We start from the raw sequence: 16,570 nt of genomic DNA, 5'->3' as shown, positions 1-16,570 counted from the left end.
GCGCGCCAAAGCGCGAAGTCTGGGCGACAGGAGAAGCGGTGTCGGCACTGCCTGGGCAATCCGTACCTTCCGGATTCGACAAGACAGCGTATGTTCACTACCGCACACGAGTAAAAAACCGGCGGAAGTGCTAGTGCCTCGATCGTTTTTATTCGATTTTTTATTTGTCTTACGTTTGAGGCCCGCTTGTGCCTTGATCTGAAACGCATTCGATTTGATGCGCAATCGTTTGGCGCGTGCCCGGGACGGCAAGAAGATCGCTAAAAGCGCCACGTCGTGCGCTCGTGCAAAAACCGCGCTTCGTTTAGGCGGCTCCAAGCAGCGTAGTAAATTTTGCGAGTAATGCAAGTCGAATTGACCGTGCGCCGGCAATCGCTGCCGGCGCACGGCGGTCGCTGATCGCTGATCAGACCGGATTCGCTCGGGTGAAATTCTTGAATGCGTCGTAAGCTGCGGTCTTCGTGACGCCATCGGTCTTCACCAGACCGTAATTGTCGTCGATGACTGCGTAAAGCATGACGCACTGGATGTTGTACTTGTCCTTGACCGACTTGTACTGCGTCATCGCGCTCGTCACATACGCCGCCGCCGATGCATTCGTGTCCTGCGAGCCCGACCAGCCGAATTCCGTCAGCCAGATCGGCTTGCCGAACGAGTCCTTGAGGATCTGCAGAACGTCGACGGAAGCCGTGCGGCCGGCGCGCTGGATGTTGTACGAGCTCTTGTACCAGTGGTACGTCGTGAAGTCCCAGCGCACGAGCGCCGCGCCGCCGCGACCGGCCGCCGTGCCATTCGGCGAGATGCCGTTCCAGAGCATCTGGAGCGCGCGATACGCCATCGGGATGCCGACGTTCACGCCAACCTGAATCGACGAGTCGATCGCCTTCACGCCGTCGATCATTCCGCGGATCACGCCACGGAACGACGGCCAATAGGACGCATTCCAGTCGGTAGTCGCGCTGCCGTCGCCGCCGATTTTCAGCGCGACGTCGAGTTCGTTGCCGCATTCGATGTACTTAACGAGGCCTTTGAGCGGCCGCGTGCAGTTCACCGCGAGGTTGTAGCCGAGCGTGTACGCCGCCGATTCCGAACTCTTGACGTCATAGCCGGCGGAGCGCGGGTTCAGCACCGGCAGGATGATGATGCCGCTGCCCTTGAACGCGCCGTTGAGTGCCGTTGCCAGGACTTGCGCCATGCCGCCGCTTGCGACGTCGGCGCGATAAACCGTGGCGCCCAGATCCTTGAGGATCTTGACTTGATTCGCCTGCGTCACGTAGCTGTAGATGCCGGAGTTGTACGCCATGTGACCATTAATGCCATAGAACAGCTTCTGACCGGTCGTTGCCGCTTTCGCCGTCGCTTCTATTTCGGCGCTCTTGGCGGTCGCGTCGGCGAGGTCGCTTTCTGCGCCGCCGCCGCCGCAAGCGGACAGGGCAACGCTACCGGCCCCAGCCGCCATTGCCGACAGGAATTTCCGACGAGGAAACTTCAGTGCGGCCTGCGATTCGATTTCAGGAAATTGTTGCTGATCTTGATGGTTTTGCTTGGTCGACATGGGTAAGTAATTACGGGTTTCTATGGGCGCTGAGTATAGTCGTACCTTTTGGCTGAAGCCTGTAACTCGATGTAACAGTTCCGGCTTTAGGGAAATTGTTCTTTACTACTATCGTATGAAATAAAAATTTTTCCGATGTTTGGTAGATTAAGCATGCATGGCCTTAATTCATCCGCGTGCAGCACGCAAAAACCGGCACTGACAGTAGGACTATTTCGAAAATGGATAAACGGTAAGCGTATTCGTAGGATGAAATGACCGGTCGATGACGTCATTTCGGTAATTGCGAAGGGGTACGAAGGGAGTTTGCAGGGATTTCCCTATGCGGTATTTATGTCTCGCTAACTGAGCGATGGACACCGCGAGCGAATTCGTTTCCAGTGCATGTTTCGTGCGGAAGCATTGATTACCGCGGCATGTCGGAAGCTATTCCAACGCGCGAGTGCACGTTGTCTGGATGACGGTTATGCTTGCGAGCGTCCGGGCCATGAGCGCTCTGGCTCGATCGCGCGTCGGACACGACAACTTTTCTAGCCCGCCTCTGGTCCTTTTGGCCGATCTTTACTCGTGTGCGCTAGTGAACATACGCGCGCTTAACGGTGCGGAAATGTAGGCGGTCGTAGAAGGGTCCGCGCGACGGCTCAGTCATGGCGTCGCAAGATGATCGTGAATGTCAGCCGGGCCGCAGGCGAGAATTCGACGTCGAGGGCAGTCTCGTAACGAATCCTTTGGCGTCATCGAATGACGGAAGCGGCCCGTTCGCGCTGGGAAGCGGGTGCGCAATCGATGACGGTCTTTCGCACCAGGAGAATAGCCATTGAAGACACCAGCCGCCGTATTGCCTAACCGTATGTCCCACATCGATGCGATCCGGGCCGTCGCGGTCTTGTTCGTGATGTGGATGCATTACGCCGAAGTCTTCTCCCGCATCGCAGGCTCGGGAGAATGGCTGCACAAGCTGCCGTATTACGCAAACTTCGGGCGCATCGGCGTCGTCGTGTTCTTTGCGCTGAGCGGCTTGCTGATTCCCAAGAGTCTGTATGGGCCGCTTGCCGCCGGCACGCGCCGGTTCGTCATCAGGCGGTTCTTCCGGTTGTATCCGGCGTTCTGGGTGTCGATCCCGTTGGGGTATCTCGCTTACCGTTTTCTCTTCGACAAGCCGACAGAAGCGGCCATGTGGCTCGCGAATGCGACGATGCTGCCCGACGCACTCGGTCATCCGGAGATGATGGGGCATTACTGGACGCTCGAAACTGAACTGGTGTTCTATGTACTGTGTCTCGTGCTGTTCTGGCAGGGCGGGCTGCAGCGGATGCGGGACCTGTGCGTCGTTTGCGTCTCGCTTGGTGCCGCGTTCGTTATCACGTCCGCGCTGAAGATGGTTCCGGCCAGCGCGCTCGGTCAGTACAAGGGCATGCTGTATCACTTGTCGATCATGTTTTGGGGCGCCTGCTTCCGGCAGGTCTATGACAATCCCGACGCGCGCGTGGTGTTCAGCCTGCCGGGTGTACGAGGATGCAAGCTCGACTGGTCGTACCGAAAGGCGTTCATCGCTGTCACCGGTGTGGTTGCCAGCATCTCGGTGCTGACCTTTGCGGTCGCGATCATCCAGCACGATCCCGAGCACGTCATCAATTCAGTGAGCTACCTCATTGGATTGGCGGTCTTCGCGCTGCTGGCGACGGTCTGGAAGATCCACCTGCGATTCTTTGCGTGGATGGGCGAGATCAGCTATTCGCTTTACCTGCTGCACGGCGTGCCGGTCTATGTGCTTTACTGGGCCTGTCAGCGATGGGGCTGGGATGGCGGCCCGCTTGGTCTCTATATGGCGATCAGTGCCGTGTTTGCGATCGCATTGTCGTGGCTCAGCTTCCGTCTGGTCGAGGCGCCTTGCATCCGGCTTGGACATGCATTGACGTCGAGTCGCCGCGCGGCGACGGCCGCGCCCGCTGGCGTTTATATCGGCGAGCCGGCGCCCGATAAAAACGGTCGCCGCTGATTGCAGGCGGCTTGCCCTGACTAACGGTTGTTAAGCGAGGTGCGCCCAACGGCGCGCCTCTTTCGTTTGCGCAGACGAATCGCGGTTGCCGCGACCCGCGTATGCTCCGCCAGAACGTCGAACGGAAATGGAAAAGCCCGGTTCGATTCGCATCATCGTCGATGCGGGCAGAACCGGGCTCGTGTGTGACTACAGCGCGGGGCGCCTATTGCGAAGGAAGCTGCTCAGGTCCTCGATAAAGCCGCTTGCCGCCCCGCACGGCGGAACCGGTTCAGCGGATTCTTCGGCGTCTGCTGCTCGTCTGCAAGCTGTTGCATGCGTTGAGCGCGATAAGCGCAGAAGCGCGGCCAGTAGAGCACGACATACGCGATCGGCACAAACGACGTCACGCTGGTAATGCTGACCGTCGACGTGATCAGCAGGAGCAGCGCCATGACGAATCCGTCGCTTGCCGTGAACGCGACGACGCCAAAGAGAAGCAGGGCGCTGAAGAGTCCCATGTCCGCGACGCTGGCAGGGAGGCCGGCGAACGGCACGCCGGCAAGCGCTTCGGGCTCGACCATACGGATGTACGGCAAATACTTGTAGTGCGCGAGCACGTCCGCCGGCGTGATCCCGAAGAGTAGATCCTCAAGCCGCGCATCGTACATGAACGGATAACCGCCGAACCGGTGGGCGAACGTCTCCGAGCCGAAGAAGCCGTGATCCGCCAGATAGATCGACATGAGGCTCACCGACCCTATGAATGCCACCAGGATCACGAGCGGATGAACCGCCCGCAACTTGTGACGGAACGGATACAGGGCCGCGAAGATGAACAGCAACATCGACGACTTCGAGAACCCGATGAAGAGGCCGAAGAAGTAGACGAAGACCATCTTCTTGTTCACCTTTTCGGTGAACAAATAGAGGACCAGCGAACTCAGCAGCAGCGACGAGAAGAAGCCCGCTTCTCTCGAGAAGCCCGACACGCGAGCGAAGTAGAAGATCTCGAAGAAGTTGGTGAATGTCTTGGTCGCGTACGGGCCCCAGATCGTCTTGGCGAGCTGCGTCGGCCCGAGTTGCCACGCGAGGCCCTTGTCCACGTAATACAGCGTGAATTGCACCAGGGCGAATCCGACGTTGATCGCCATCCAGTGATGCAGATAGTTGATGCGACGACCCATCGTATAGAGGATGTAGCCGATACAGATCGCGAGCGAAATGACGCGCACCGCCACGCTCGGCGATCCCGTCAGACTAAGGAGGACGGCAACGAGCAGCGGCACGCTCCAGCGACGGACCGTGGACGCGAGGAACCGCGAGAATCCCGGATCGAGGAACGGAATGAACAGATAGAAGTAGATCGTGAAGCCGTTCACCTCGGGATTGAAGATCACGCAGGTGAAGAACATGTAGAACAGTGCGGAGACTATCCTCGGATACATTGATTGCTCCATCTTGGAATGCACTGATTATCGCGGATCGCCAGGCGCGCGTGCTGAGCGGTCGTTAAGACGCGGTCCTTATGGACGACGTGAGGCTGGCGGTGGTGGGCGCCCGCTACGCAGATCGTCGCCCAACAAAAAGCAATGCATAAAAGGCAAATTCCCCTTTCTCGCGATCGGTAAAAGTGGGTTGTCTTGCACGGGAAGCGGTCGAAGCTACTCGACAGAGGATCGAATCCCGGCGCACGTGACGCAGCGTACTTTAGCGCAACCGGGGTCGCGCCAAAGAGTGCTGGAACATATAGATTTCAACATCGGATAGCTACGGTATGTTGACTAGCGCACACGAGAATAGATCGAGCGGAAGCGCTAGCGCCGCGTGCATAGCGTTATTTTATTTGTATTACGGCTTACCGTGGGCGGCCATCGTCGGGCGCGGGAAACAAAAAGGAAGTCCGGCAAAAGCCGGACTTCCTTTCGCTTTAGTAGGCGTCGCCCGGCTTGCGGGTACCGGCCGGTGAAACGATGTACGGCGTTTCAGTCGACAGTTCGACGCGGACTTCGCCAATCGACAGCACCTGCCCCTTCGGCGCGTTCGGACCGTCCACGCGAACGAGCGAAACGACATACTCGCGCGCGTTTCCGACACCCGCTCTCAGAAGCGCCGCCGTCGCCGGAAACTCAAGCATCATCATTCCGTGATGCGCCGCGCCGGCGAGTTCGAAGGCCCCGAACGTCCCGATGAAATACCTCGAGCGTGCGGAATCGATGTCGATGCCTTCGGGCAGATTCAAGTAGACGTTATAGAAGTAGCCGCCGGAAGCGCCGGCACGCGTTATCGCGATGTCGTCGAATACGATCTTGATGGACTTGTATTGACTCGTGCTCTTCTGCGCCAGTGCAGATGCCGCCGCCGACCCCTGCGCCGCCGCGTCGAAGCTCTGGGCGGTTGCCGACAGCATGTCCTGCAGCGGCTTGACCGAATTTGCTTCTCCCGTCACGCGAGCGCTCACCGACTCTTGTGCCAGTGCGAGGCCTTTGACACCGCCAATCGAACGCTGGCCGGCCGCGATTGTGCGTGCGGGTGTGGCGGCAAAGGACCTGATCGCCGGGCGTGTGCGGATCGGCGAAATCTGCGCCTGGACGCGGATGATGCGACCCGCTTCCGCTTGGCGCGGCAACGCCGTCGGCCTCGTGGTATTCGCGTAGTCATAGCCGAGCCGACTGCGGTTCGAATACGTTTGTTCCTTGTTGATGGTCAGGCCATTGGCGTAGGTGAACGTTCCGGCCCAATACGGATCGCTCGGAACGGGCATCGTCCTTCCGTCCGGAAGCGACCATGCGTGCCACAGCCTGTCGATGTTGGCGTGATGCAGATAGAAGATCGGATCGCGCGGCGACTGCATCGTCGCCATCGAGATGCCGATGATGTTGTGCACCGGATTATGCGGAGCGGTCTCGAACTTCTCTTCGAAAGAATTTGCGGTGCCGCGTTGAAAATTCACCGTGGTGGCAGCGAAAGGCGACAGATCGAGTGCGCTGTAGACATTCGTATTCAGCCGCGGGCAATAGAGCGGGTTGCCGGTTGCGCTATCGGTGAACTCGCTCGGTATGTTGGGGTTTGCGAACCAGTCCCAGTACGGAAGCGTGAATGTTTTGTCGCCTGATACGAGCCTGATCTGCCGCTCGAGATAGTAGAGATAACCCCGGTGCCAGGCCAGGAAATACGGCTGCTTGTGCGGACAGTAGTTGACATGCACATTCGTCCAGTATTGCCATGAATTCGGATCGTTCGCATTGGGGTTGGCCAGCATCGTGGCTACCGCTCTATAAAACGCCTCGTAGTGCGTCGTCGATTTGAACTGCTGCCATTCGAGGCGAACGACCGGAGTGGCGGCCGCCGCCATATACGGAAACGAGGCCCAGGAAATTGCCGTAGCAGCGCCCCCCAGAAAAGCTCGCCGGTTGATTTTCGGATAAGTCATGAATTTCCCCATTATATAGATGTACTAATGATTGAAATCTGTATGTGAGCGCCGTTGAGATACAGACCGATCTTGAAGGCCGCTCAGATAGTCCAGGCCATTGCTCGGGTGGCGAGTTCGCACCCGGCCGGATGTTTAACGATTGCGCTGCTGCGCAGCGTCGTATATTGAACGGTACGCAAATCGTGGAACGTGACTGCGCCCGTCGGTTGACAAGTTGAATCTACTTCAACCACTGTTATTTTCATCGTGCGCTTTCGCACGCAAAAGCAGGATATGCTCTGCTTATTAAATGGTAACGGAACGTGGCTCATCAGCGAATCTCTTTTCATCGCTATTCGCGGCCACACTGGCCGATATGACGGGCAGCGCTCAAGGCGAGCGGCCATCGCGGCCATCAATGACGTGCCGGTAAAATGAAATAGTCCAACATCCTTGTTTCGGCCCCAGTTTATGACGGCCGGGCGGCGGGGAGCTTTTGTCCACGTCTGCGAACCGCTCCTATTCATCTATAAGTGGCGCACCGCACTGAGTACTCTTCGCAATTTATTTAATTTGTCTTCAGAATAATAGCGCTTCAAGCGCCCCGCGATTTTGTCTGCAAGAAAGCTCGCGATCGGGGCAATTGTGCGCGGCTCATGTTCAGGGTGATGTACATCGGCACGTCATACACTCTCTGTTCTCCGATGCGCCTGCGGTGCAGGTGCGCGGTACCTTTTCCTGCTGGAGAGCGGTTCGAGGCGGTTTTTGCCGCCTGAAATCGTTCCTCCATTTTGCGGTTCGTTTCGTCGAGCACTTCAGGCGTTTCGCGATACCCAGGCCACTGCTCCAAGCGAGGATCATCTGTTTATGGCGTCATTCAAGAAGAACTTTGCGGTCTTGATGATGCTGCAGGTATCGACCTACGCGGTCCCCCTGATCACGCTTCCGCTGCTGACACGCGTGCTCTCTCCGGAAGGCTATGGACGCCTGGCGTTCGCGATGGCCTTCGTTCAATACTTCATCGTGCTGACGAACTACGGATTCGGTCTGACCGCGACCCCGCAGATTTCGATCAACCGCAGCAACCGCCCTGAGCGTTCCCGCGTTTTCTGGGAAACCTTTCTGGCGCAGGGTCTTATCACCGTGGGCGGTTTCGTGTTGCTCACGGCGCTGACGTTTGTCTTTCCCCGTCTTGCCGCCGAGCGCGACCTGCTGATGCTCGGCTTCGGTATGGCGGTCGGCGCGATGCTGATTCCAACATGGTACTTCCAGGGCGTCGAGGATCTCCGGATCATCAGCTTGATCGTGTTCACCAGTCGCGTGCTGAGCATCCCTGCGATGTATCTTCTCGTGCGTGAGCGCGACGACATCTACTGGGCGATGGGTGTGAATGCGTTCGTCCCGTTGTTGTCGGGCCTTGCGATCATCACTCACTTGTACTTTCGCCGCGAACTCGACTTCGTGCCGACGTCCCTGCGTTCCATCATAAAAGCGCTGAAGGATGGTTCAAGCGTTTTTATGGCGACTGCGATCACCGACTTCTACGCATCGACGAATATCGTGTTGCTCGCGCTCATTTCGGGCAACGTCGCGGCCGGCTATTTCGCCGCCGGCGACAAGCTGATCCGCGCGGCCCTGGGCATGATGAGCCCGCTGAAGACGGCCGCCTATCCGAGGATCAGCTACCTCATGCACCACTCGCGCGAGGACGCGTTCGCTTTCCTGCGAAAGATGTTGGCATTTCAGGGTACGGTCGTCGCGATCATCTCGCTCACCATCTTCGCGGGCGCGCCGATCGCCGTGAATATCCTCTATGGCCCGCAGTTCCTTCCCACCGTCGAGGTGTTGCGCTGGATGGCGTTCGTGCCCTTCATGTCAGGTATCGCGGACGTATTCGGCGTACAGACCATGCTTCCGCTCGGGATGAAGGCGCATTTCAGCCGCGTGCTGATCGCCTCGGCGACGCTGAATTTCATCTTGCTCGCTGTGCTCTCGAAGCTCTTTGCAGAGCAGGGCGCCGCCGCCACGGTGCTCGTCGTTCAAACATGTGTCGCGGTAGCGATGGCGATGACGCTGTATCTTCAGGGCGTGCCATTCCTCAAGCGCAGGGTTGCCGAGTGAGTCCAGGCGAAGGCGCGCGTGCGGCCGGTTCGAGAGCGGTCACGCGAATCTGATCGTCGACCAGAAAACGAAATGCCCCGGTTTTTCCGGGGCATTTTGCGTTTCTCGTGACCGCTGCCGGTTCACATCGCTTTCTTCATCGCACTCTGATACACGTCGATATACGCGTCGACCATCGTTGCGGGGCTAAAGCTCTTCGCGTGGTTGAGCAGCCGGTCATGCACCGAGGAGCACTTCAAGAGTTCGATCGCATCGCGGATCTTTTCGATGACGGTATGCGGCTTTTCGATGTCGAAGATGAGATGCGAATCCGGCTCGATGACTTCGGGAATACCGCCGGTGTTTGCACCCACCACCGGAACGCCGTGCGAATAGGCTTCGACCGTCACGCGGCCGAACGGCTCGTTCCAGATCGAAGGTACGAGGAGGATGTCGATGGCATTGAGGAACTCTGCGGCTTTTACACGCCCTAGGAATTCGACGCGCGGGTCGCGATATTTGTTCTGTAAGCTCTCCATGTACTCGCGATCGCCCGTGCCGCCTATCGCGAGCGTCCAGTCGATCGTGTTGTCGCCGAGCAATTGATCGAGGACGATTTCCAGACCTTTCTCCGGCGAAACGCGCCCGAGCAGTCCCAGACGCACCGGCCCGCCGCCATAGCGCCGCGCGCGCTGCGCGGGCGGTGCATCACCGAGCGGCACGTAGCAGTTGTTGATGACCGCGGTGCGCGATGCGCCCGCAAAGAAGCCGTTGTCGAGGTGCTTTTGCAAAACGAACTGGCTTACGCCCACCGCGACGTCGACGCGCGCTGAAGCAGCCTTCTTCGGTCCCGCGTAGAAGGCGCAGACGCCGCACTGACGCTTGCACGCCTTCTCGTGCGAGAACATCGTCGAACCCGGGCACATCAGGTAGTAGTCACGCGCGGTGTGCACGATCGGCACGCCGGCGTTGCGCGCCACGCGCCAGATGTCGATGGAAAGGCAAGACAGGTTGCTTGTGTTGATGACGTCCGGCTTCTCGCGCGCGATGATCGCCCTCAACTTGCGCGCCATGACGACGTTGTGCAGGTCGATTGCGTGCCACATGAGCTTCGCTACGCGCGAATGGTTCTTCGGTTGATGCGGCCAGTAAAGATTGACGGATCGCAGGTGGTAGACCTTGACGCCATTGAGTTCGCTAAGACGATCTGCACCCGTGCCGGTCGCGCACACGACGCAGACTTCCATGCCCGCCTGGGCGAGCCCCTCGGCCAGGATGCGTGTCGATACCTCAGCCCCGCCCACCGAATCGGGGTGGTACAACGTGTTTGCGATGAGTATTTTCACGGCGTCCGTTTGGTTTGAGTTCTTCGATCCAGGAGCCCTCGCGCCGTTCTGCGACGGGCGCACTCCGAGGGCAATGGAATGAGGCGATGCAATTGCGACGCCCAGAGTGGACGCGAGCCACGATGTTCGCGGGCAATTGATCGGAGCGGGCGCTGCCTATAGTCTACTCGGTCGTCGACTGCACCTCCAGATAGGGCGCGCCGCCGTGGCGTTCGCCGTACAGGACCTGCGCAAGCCTCGTTGCTGCGTGGTCCCAACGATACTGCCTCACGTGCTGCAAGCCCGTCTTGCGATGATGCTCGCGCAAGTCGGGCCGGGTCGTCATCAGCGTGATCTTTGCGGCGATGTCCTCGACTGACTCGGGGTCGCAATACATCGCTGCGTCGCCGCACACCTCGGGCAAAGACGCAGCCGTCGAGACGATCACGGGGCATCCGCAGTACATCGCTTCCAGCGGCGGCAAGCCGCATCCCTCGTAAAGCGAGGGGAAGACAAGACACGCGGCGTCGGTGTAGAGCGCCTTGAGTTCCGCATCGGAGACGAACCCTGCCCAGATCACGCGGTCATCCACGGCTTGCGGCGTCGTACCTTGCGCCGCAAAGACGCGTGCGTTCGCGCCGCCCGCGATGACGAACTTGATGTTCGGAATATGCCCGAGCTGCCGAATCGCGTCGAGCACGCGTTGAAGATTCTTGCGCGGATCGAGACTGCCGACGATCACGCAATAGGCGTCTCTTGTGAGCGCAAGACGGCCGATGATCGAATGATCGGCGACGATACGATCGAGATGGTCGGCGCCGGGACGGATGACCTCGACGCTCGACGGATCCATCTTCAGATGATGGCAAATGCGCGCCTTCGAGAAGTTCGAAACCGTCAGGATGAGCCGGCTTTGACGCCGCAGGATCGAAAATTTGCTGCGATACCAGAACAGAAACTTCTTCGAGAATGCATGCGGAACGTCGTAGACTGCCATATCGTGAACCATGACGACCTGGCTGCGCTTGAGAAGCGGACCGGTGTTGCAAAGGCTGATCAGCGTATCGCGTGCGGTCGCGATCGGCAACGAGATCTGCTCCCACAGATTGCCCTTGAGGCCCGAGCCGATGCGCACTTGCCGTGTCGCGAGACCCAGATCAGCCGCATTGTGCGGTACGACGACTTCGAGTTCGTCCGGCGAGTGCGCGCGCGCCTGCACTGCGCGCGTCAACTCGTAGGCGACTCGCTGGACGCCGGTGATGCGTTGTGAAGCAAACTTGCCGTTGATTGCAAACCCCATGACGTCCTCAGGTAAGGCGGCCCGCCAGTCTTCCGGCGAGGCCGCGGCAATGCTTGCTTATTCTTCGCGTACTGCCGGCTCGTCGATGACGTATGAATCGTCGCGCGCCACGCCTGCGTCGAGGTGAATGCTGTCGACGATGTCGAGCAATACGTGCAAATCCGCGACCAGTACGGCAGACGAGCGCATGTTCAGCGCGTCCGCGGTATTGATGGACTTGCGAATACGATCTATTGCTAGCTGCGGCTCTTTCATCCGTGGTTCTCCAAAATCGTTGTCAGGAAGACTCTGACCGGGTACGCGCGTCTTCGTGAACAAGTTCAATAAGCGATAGGTACAAACCTGTACCCCACTGGTAAGTTATTTCGCACACTAAGCAAGACTCTGTGCGGAAGATCACATATCGCTACGGCGTTTCAAACCGCAAGCGAGGGCGTCATCAGGATTCGCTTAAGTCTTCAGCGCCCAGGCCGCCTTCCGCGCGATATGACGTGGGCGACATCCCGTAACGCCGGCGAAACAGCCTTCCCAGGCGATCACCGTTACCCATGCCGCATCGCCGCGCGATCTTGTCGACGGGCAGATCGCTGTCGAGCAGGAGGCGACAAATCAGTTCGAAGCGCACATTCATCAGGTACTGCTGAGGCGTCACGCCGTACTCCGCCTTGAAGCGCCGGAGATAGTTGCGGTTGCTCATCGCGGCGACTTCGGCCGCATCGGAAATCGAAATCGAGTTGCTGAAGTTTTCCTTGATCCAGCTCGCCGATGCGTGAATCTTGTCCGTCGTCGTAGTAATGGACAGGTCATCCGCCATGACGTTCGGATGATCGAGAGGCTGCGGCTGCAATTCGCTCACGACGCGCCGCGCGATATGCGTGCCGAAGTCCGCTTCGATCTTCGCAAGCGCGAGATGCACAGGCGCTTCGACGCCCGACCACGCGGCCATCGGAATGTCCTTGAACCAATAAATGGGAACCGTGGCCGGCCGCGTCCTCGCGCCATCCACGGTTGTCTCGCTCGTGCGGTCACGCGCGTCGTGTAGCGATCGCTCGCCGCCGAACAACCAGCTCAGCAGGTGCGGATCGCGGTCGGCCATCGCTTCACTTTTGCTGCAGGCCACAAAGAGCGCGTCGAAGTCCGTCACTGCATATTCATGCAGATGATGGGTCCAGATCGAAATGGACGACGACGTCGCTATGTTCCCGCCGCTCTTCGACATGAGCGACAGGCGATAAGCCGGCTGACCGCCCGAGCCGGGCTGCAATTCGTTCGCAAGGCGGAAGGCTTCGCTGATGACGCCGGCGTTGTATATGCAGCATCGTTCGAACAGGAGGAGTCCGATATGACGAGACGCTCTGGTGGACGTCTCTTGTCGCTTGCTTTCCGATAGTGCAGACGCAGTCGACAGATTCATTGGTGTTCCTTCTTCATCTCGCGTTTTCAGGTTGTGCGATGCATCGTAGAAACATTCGAGGGCCGGCGAAAATTGGGAGGCTGATATCGCCAGTGTTTTGGCCGATTTGTCGGCTGTTCATTTCGCTTTTCCAATTAATATTAATAATAGAGATAGGACGCTGAACCGTCAGTGAGCCGTAATATAGCGATAAATTTCTTTTCGGAATGTCACTTAGCTTTTTAATTCGATGTCTTTCGGCGAGTTTCACGGAGCGTTGCCGACTGACTCCTGTTCACTGCTCAAGACCCTTACTGTATAAGGCTTTGGCGAATATTGGAAATGTTTCCTGCGCTTTCTGCATGGTAATAATGACTCACTTTCTATAATCGGGAAGATATTGCTTCGCGTTGAAACATTTCAATCTCGCTTGTTACAATTGCATCCCACATTAAGAAATGTCGGTCCGTGACCTCACACATTTCGGACAAGACCACGCCAATTTTCGCCGCCGCTATTTTTTTGGCGTTTCGACGCGCCTATGCTTCACCGCAGCAACATTTTTTGCAGGTATAACCGTTCATATCGGCCAGTTCCCACGCCGAAGCGCGCGGAGGACGGCTGCCTTCCTCCGCCGATCGAACAGCGATCGGTGATGGGATCGTTCGTGTCGAGCCCGCATCGCTGACCAGGCGACAGTCAAGCAACGATATATATCGGAGTGCAAATTGAGTGTTCATCCTGAAGCCATGGACGCTGCTGCTCGCGACGTTTCGGATCGCCTTTCTGATCCAGTGACCACGTCCGACGCTGCATGCGTCTTGCCGATCCGCCCGGTCATCCTGGCGGGCGGAGCCGGAACGCGCCTTTGGCCGATTTCCCGCAAGCAGTTCCCGAAGCAGCTCGCCGGCATGTTGGGCGCGGGCTCGCTTCTGCAAATGACGATTCAGCGCGTCGCAGGACTCGCGCGCGACGGCGTCGACGCGTTAGCGCCTGTCGTCGTGTGCGGCGACGAGCATCGCTTCATGACCGTTCAGCAACTCGAAGAGATTGGCGTCGACGCCCGTCTCATCGTCGAACCGAGCAGCCGCAATACGGCTCCCGCGCTTTCACTGGCGGCACTCGCTTCACGTTCGGAGGATGACGACTGCGTGCTCGTCGTGATGCCGGCCGATCACCTCATCCGCGATACCGAGGCATTTCAGCGCTCCGTGCTGAAGGCGGCCCGCTACGCGGAACGCGGGGCCATCGTGTCGCTCGGCGTGCGTCCCACGCGAGCGGAGACGGGCTTCGGCTATGTCAAGCTGGGCGCCTCGCTCGAAGACGGTGCGCATGAGATCGAACGCTTCGTCGAAAAGCCGGACAGCGAATCTGCAGGCGAATACCTGAACTCAGGCGCCTATTGGTGGAACAGCGGCATCTTCGTCGTGCGGGCCAGCGTCTGGCTCGGCACCCTGGAGCGCTTGCAGCCCGCCATGCATGCCGCCTGCGTCGCGGCATTCGATGCAGGCCGCGCGGACGGCGCGTGCCATCTGCCGGACCGCGAGTCGTTCGAGGCCGTGCATGGCGATTCGATCGACTACGCTGTGATGGAGCATCTCGCGCGTGAGCAGGGGACGCAAGGCGTCGTCGTGCCGCTAGACGCGCCGTGGTCCGATCTCGGTTCCTGGGATGCCATCTGGGATGCACTCGACAAGGACGACGACGGCAATGTTGCGAAGGGCCGCGTCGTGTTCGAAGGCTCGACATCCTGCTACGTGCAATCGGAAGGGCGCCTCATCGCGTGCGTCGGCGTCACCAACCTCGCAGTGATCGAAACGGCAGATGCGGTGCTGGTTGCCGATCGGTCGCGCGTTCAGGAAGTGAAGAACGTCGTCGGACGGATTGCAGACGAGCACAGTCCCGAAGTCGATGCACATCGCAAGGTGCATCGGCCGTGGGGCACATACGACTCGATCGACAAGGGCAGTCGCTTTCAAGTCAAACGCATTGTCGTGCGCCCGGGCGCCCGGCTCTCCCTGCAATTGCATCATCACCGTGCCGAACACTGGACCGTCGTGAGCGGCACCGCCATCGTCACTCGGGGGGAGGAGAGCTTCTTGCTAAGTGAAAACGAGTCGACTTACATTCCGCTGGGCGTCAAGCATCGTCTGGAGAATCCCGGGATGGTTCCGCTCGAGATCATCGAAGTGCAATCGGGCTCGTATCTCGGCGAGGACGACATCGTTCGCTTCGACGACAAATACGGCCGCGTGAATTAGAGCGCCAGGCACGCTTCCGTAATCCTGTTACGGACGTTCGTGCTGCAGCGCTCGCATGTCGCCACGGTAGTGCAGGAGATGTTGCATGGGAACCCCCGGAGCACGCCCTGTCAAATATCGGGTGTATCCGAGCTGTCAATGAACGCGTCGTGCTTGCGCATCGCCGACGCAATGGTCGATGCATGTCGACCATCAGGCGACGCATGTACTCGTGCACCGACGCCAAGCAAAAGAATTTAAGCCTCAGCCGAGGCCGCCAGAGAGCACGAGTATTGAGAACCAGGGGCCTCCTTCGGGCACCGCCGTCGCGATCAGCGACCAGCGGTCCGGAGCAGGTAATCGTTGTTAACAACTTCAAGTGTCAAGCCCGCGTGGCAAGCAAAGCGCGGCTCACTGCGCAACATCGCGAGAGCACATCTATGTTGAATCTACAATCCGACCTGCACGGAAACCATCTGCTACGAGCGCTGCCGTCTGACGAATGGCAGGCGCTCGCCCCCGATCTGGAACTGGTGCAGTTGCGCGGCGCACAGCTGCTGTGCCATGCGAGCCATCGCTTCCGGCACGTTTATTTTCCTACCACCGCCATCATTTCGTTGTTGCACACGATGGAAGACGGGCGCTCGGTCGAGATCGCCGCAGTCGGCCGTGAAGGCATGTCGGGTGTTCCCGTTCTGACCGATGGCGAAACCATGCCTACCACGGTCGAAGTGCAATGCGCGGGCTCGGCTTACCGGATGGAAGCGCAGGTGCTGCGCGAACATCTGCGCCGCTCCGACTTCCTTCGCCGCATGATGATGCTTTACATGCAGGCGCTCTTTACGCAGGTTGCGCAGACGGCTGCGTGCAACCGACATCATTCGCTCAGCAAGCAACTGTGCCGATGGCTCCTCATCGACATCGACCGCAGCTCGTCCAATCAACTTCAGGTCACGCAGCAGCACATCGCGGATCTGCTCGGCGTGCGCCGCGAAGGCGTGACCGAAGCGGCTGGTCAGTTGCATGCGGCCGGCATCATCTATCAGACGCGCGGCTGCATCAAGGTGCTCGACCGCGCAGGGCTCGAAGCGCGCGCGTGCGAATGCTATGGGCTCGTCAAAGGTGAATTCAGCCGCTTGCTGCCACCGCGCGTGCGCATGACCGAGGCGGCGTGATGCAAGATCGTGGACTTTAATAGCGAGGCGCCGGAGAAGACAATGTCCGGCGACAATCGAGTCCGTCGCCGGGCATTAGAGGGCGTAGC

Annotated in this window: 12 protein-coding genes; 5 read left to right on the top strand and 7 right to left on the bottom strand. The window is 58.9% G+C overall.

Annotated features, from left to right (window positions below):
* Window positions 1-406: 406 nt before the first annotated feature.
* Window positions 407-1,303 carry a glycosyl hydrolase gene (locus tag AWB66_RS09325; protein ID WP_235021057.1) on the bottom strand — a complete coding sequence of 299 codons (897 nt, stop codon included), beginning with the start codon at window positions 1,301-1,303 and terminating at the stop codon, window positions 407-409.
* Between AWB66_RS09325 and AWB66_RS34325 the strand changes: the two genes are divergently transcribed.
* Both AWB66_RS34325 and AWB66_RS09320 read left to right on the top strand, forming a co-directional pair.
* Window positions 1,304-1,561 (top strand): hypothetical protein, encoded by a 258-nt coding sequence (locus AWB66_RS34325; protein WP_235021056.1) that lies wholly within the window; start codon window positions 1,304-1,306, stop codon window positions 1,559-1,561.
* An 844-nt stretch (window positions 1,562-2,405) separates the two neighbouring features.
* Window positions 2,406-3,554: an acyltransferase family protein gene (locus AWB66_RS09320; protein WP_087629990.1), complete on the top strand. Its 1,149-nt coding sequence runs from the start codon at window positions 2,406-2,408 to the stop codon at window positions 3,552-3,554.
* Window positions 3,555-3,778: 224 nt separating this feature from the next.
* Here the strand turns inward: AWB66_RS09320 and AWB66_RS09315 are convergent, their stop codons facing one another.
* Window positions 3,779-4,981, bottom strand: a complete 1,203-nt coding sequence (locus AWB66_RS09315) for a hypothetical protein (RefSeq protein ID WP_235021055.1) — start codon at window positions 4,979-4,981, stop codon at window positions 3,779-3,781.
* 482 nt (window positions 4,982-5,463) lie between these two features.
* Window positions 5,464-6,966 (bottom strand): tyrosinase family protein, encoded by a 1,503-nt coding sequence (locus AWB66_RS33660; protein ID WP_200818955.1) that lies wholly within the window; start codon window positions 6,964-6,966, stop codon window positions 5,464-5,466.
* An 849-nt stretch (window positions 6,967-7,815) separates the two neighbouring features.
* Here AWB66_RS33660 and AWB66_RS09305 point away from each other — a divergent pair.
* Window positions 7,816-9,069, top strand: coding sequence for a flippase (locus AWB66_RS09305; protein WP_087629988.1), 1,254 nt, complete (start codon window positions 7,816-7,818; stop codon window positions 9,067-9,069).
* Window positions 9,070-9,191: 122 nt separating this feature from the next.
* On the opposite strand, the gene AWB66_RS09300 is transcribed toward AWB66_RS09305, so the two are convergent.
* The 4 genes from AWB66_RS09300 to AWB66_RS09285 all read right to left on the bottom strand — a co-directional run bounded on the left by AWB66_RS09300 (window position 9,192) and on the right by AWB66_RS09285 (window position 13,087).
* Window positions 9,192-10,394: a glycosyltransferase family 4 protein gene (locus AWB66_RS09300; RefSeq protein ID WP_087629987.1), complete on the bottom strand. Its 1,203-nt coding sequence runs from the start codon at window positions 10,392-10,394 to the stop codon at window positions 9,192-9,194.
* Between the two features lie 163 nt (window positions 10,395-10,557).
* On the bottom strand, window positions 10,558-11,673 hold the full coding sequence (locus AWB66_RS09295) for a glycosyltransferase family 4 protein (protein WP_087629986.1): 1,116 nt from the start codon (window positions 11,671-11,673) through the stop codon (window positions 10,558-10,560).
* Window positions 11,674-11,730: 57 nt separating this feature from the next.
* Window positions 11,731-11,928, bottom strand: a complete 198-nt coding sequence (locus AWB66_RS09290; RefSeq protein WP_087629985.1) for a hypothetical protein — start codon at window positions 11,926-11,928, stop codon at window positions 11,731-11,733.
* A 184-nt stretch (window positions 11,929-12,112) separates the two neighbouring features.
* Window positions 12,113-13,087 (bottom strand): GlxA family transcriptional regulator, encoded by a 975-nt coding sequence (locus AWB66_RS09285; RefSeq protein WP_087629984.1) that lies wholly within the window; start codon window positions 13,085-13,087, stop codon window positions 12,113-12,115.
* 728 nt (window positions 13,088-13,815) lie between these two features.
* On the opposite strand from AWB66_RS09285, the gene AWB66_RS09280 reads away from it, so the two are divergent.
* Complete coding sequence (locus AWB66_RS09280) at window positions 13,816-15,327, top strand: mannose-1-phosphate guanylyltransferase/mannose-6-phosphate isomerase (protein ID WP_087629983.1); 1,512 nt, start codon at window positions 13,816-13,818, stop codon at window positions 15,325-15,327.
* A gap of 419 nt (window positions 15,328-15,746) precedes the next feature.
* A complete protein-coding gene (locus AWB66_RS09275) occupies window positions 15,747-16,481 on the top strand; it encodes a Crp/Fnr family transcriptional regulator (protein ID WP_087629982.1) in 735 nt (244 codons plus the stop codon).
* Window positions 16,482-16,570 lie beyond the last annotated feature (89 nt).

It is taken from the genome of Caballeronia telluris (assembly GCF_001544495.1).
GTDB classification, from domain to species: Bacteria; Pseudomonadota; Gammaproteobacteria; order Burkholderiales; family Burkholderiaceae; genus Caballeronia; species Caballeronia telluris.
This window is presented reverse-complemented; position numbering and strand designations above follow the sequence as displayed.

What these genes read in the sequence shown, in the direction of transcription:
- AWB66_RS09290 (WP_087629985.1), bottom strand. Translation starts at nt 11,928, where the DNA reads ATGAAAGAGCCGCAGCTAGCAATAGATCGTATTCGCAAGTCCATCAAT.
- AWB66_RS09275 (WP_087629982.1), top strand. Translation starts at nt 15,747, where the DNA reads ATGTTGAATCTACAATCCGACCTGCACGGAAACCATCTGCTACGAGCG.
- AWB66_RS33660 (WP_200818955.1), bottom strand. Translation starts at nt 6,966, where the DNA reads ATGACTTATCCGAAAATCAACCGGCGAGCTTTTCTGGGGGGCGCTGCT.
- AWB66_RS09295 (WP_087629986.1), bottom strand. Translation starts at nt 11,673, where the DNA reads ATGGGGTTTGCAATCAACGGCAAGTTTGCTTCACAACGCATCACCGGC.
- AWB66_RS09285 (WP_087629984.1), bottom strand. Translation starts at nt 13,087, where the DNA reads ATGAATCTGTCGACTGCGTCTGCACTATCGGAAAGCAAGCGACAAGAG.
- AWB66_RS09315 (WP_235021055.1), bottom strand. Translation starts at nt 4,981, where the DNA reads ATGTATCCGAGGATAGTCTCCGCACTGTTCTACATGTTCTTCACCTGC.
- AWB66_RS09280 (WP_087629983.1), top strand. Translation starts at nt 13,816, where the DNA reads ATGGACGCTGCTGCTCGCGACGTTTCGGATCGCCTTTCTGATCCAGTG.
- AWB66_RS09305 (WP_087629988.1), top strand. Translation starts at nt 7,816, where the DNA reads ATGGCGTCATTCAAGAAGAACTTTGCGGTCTTGATGATGCTGCAGGTA.
- AWB66_RS09320 (WP_087629990.1), top strand. Translation starts at nt 2,406, where the DNA reads ATGTCCCACATCGATGCGATCCGGGCCGTCGCGGTCTTGTTCGTGATG.
- AWB66_RS09325 (WP_235021057.1), bottom strand. Translation starts at nt 1,303, where the DNA reads ATGGCGTACAACTCCGGCATCTACAGCTACGTGACGCAGGCGAATCAA.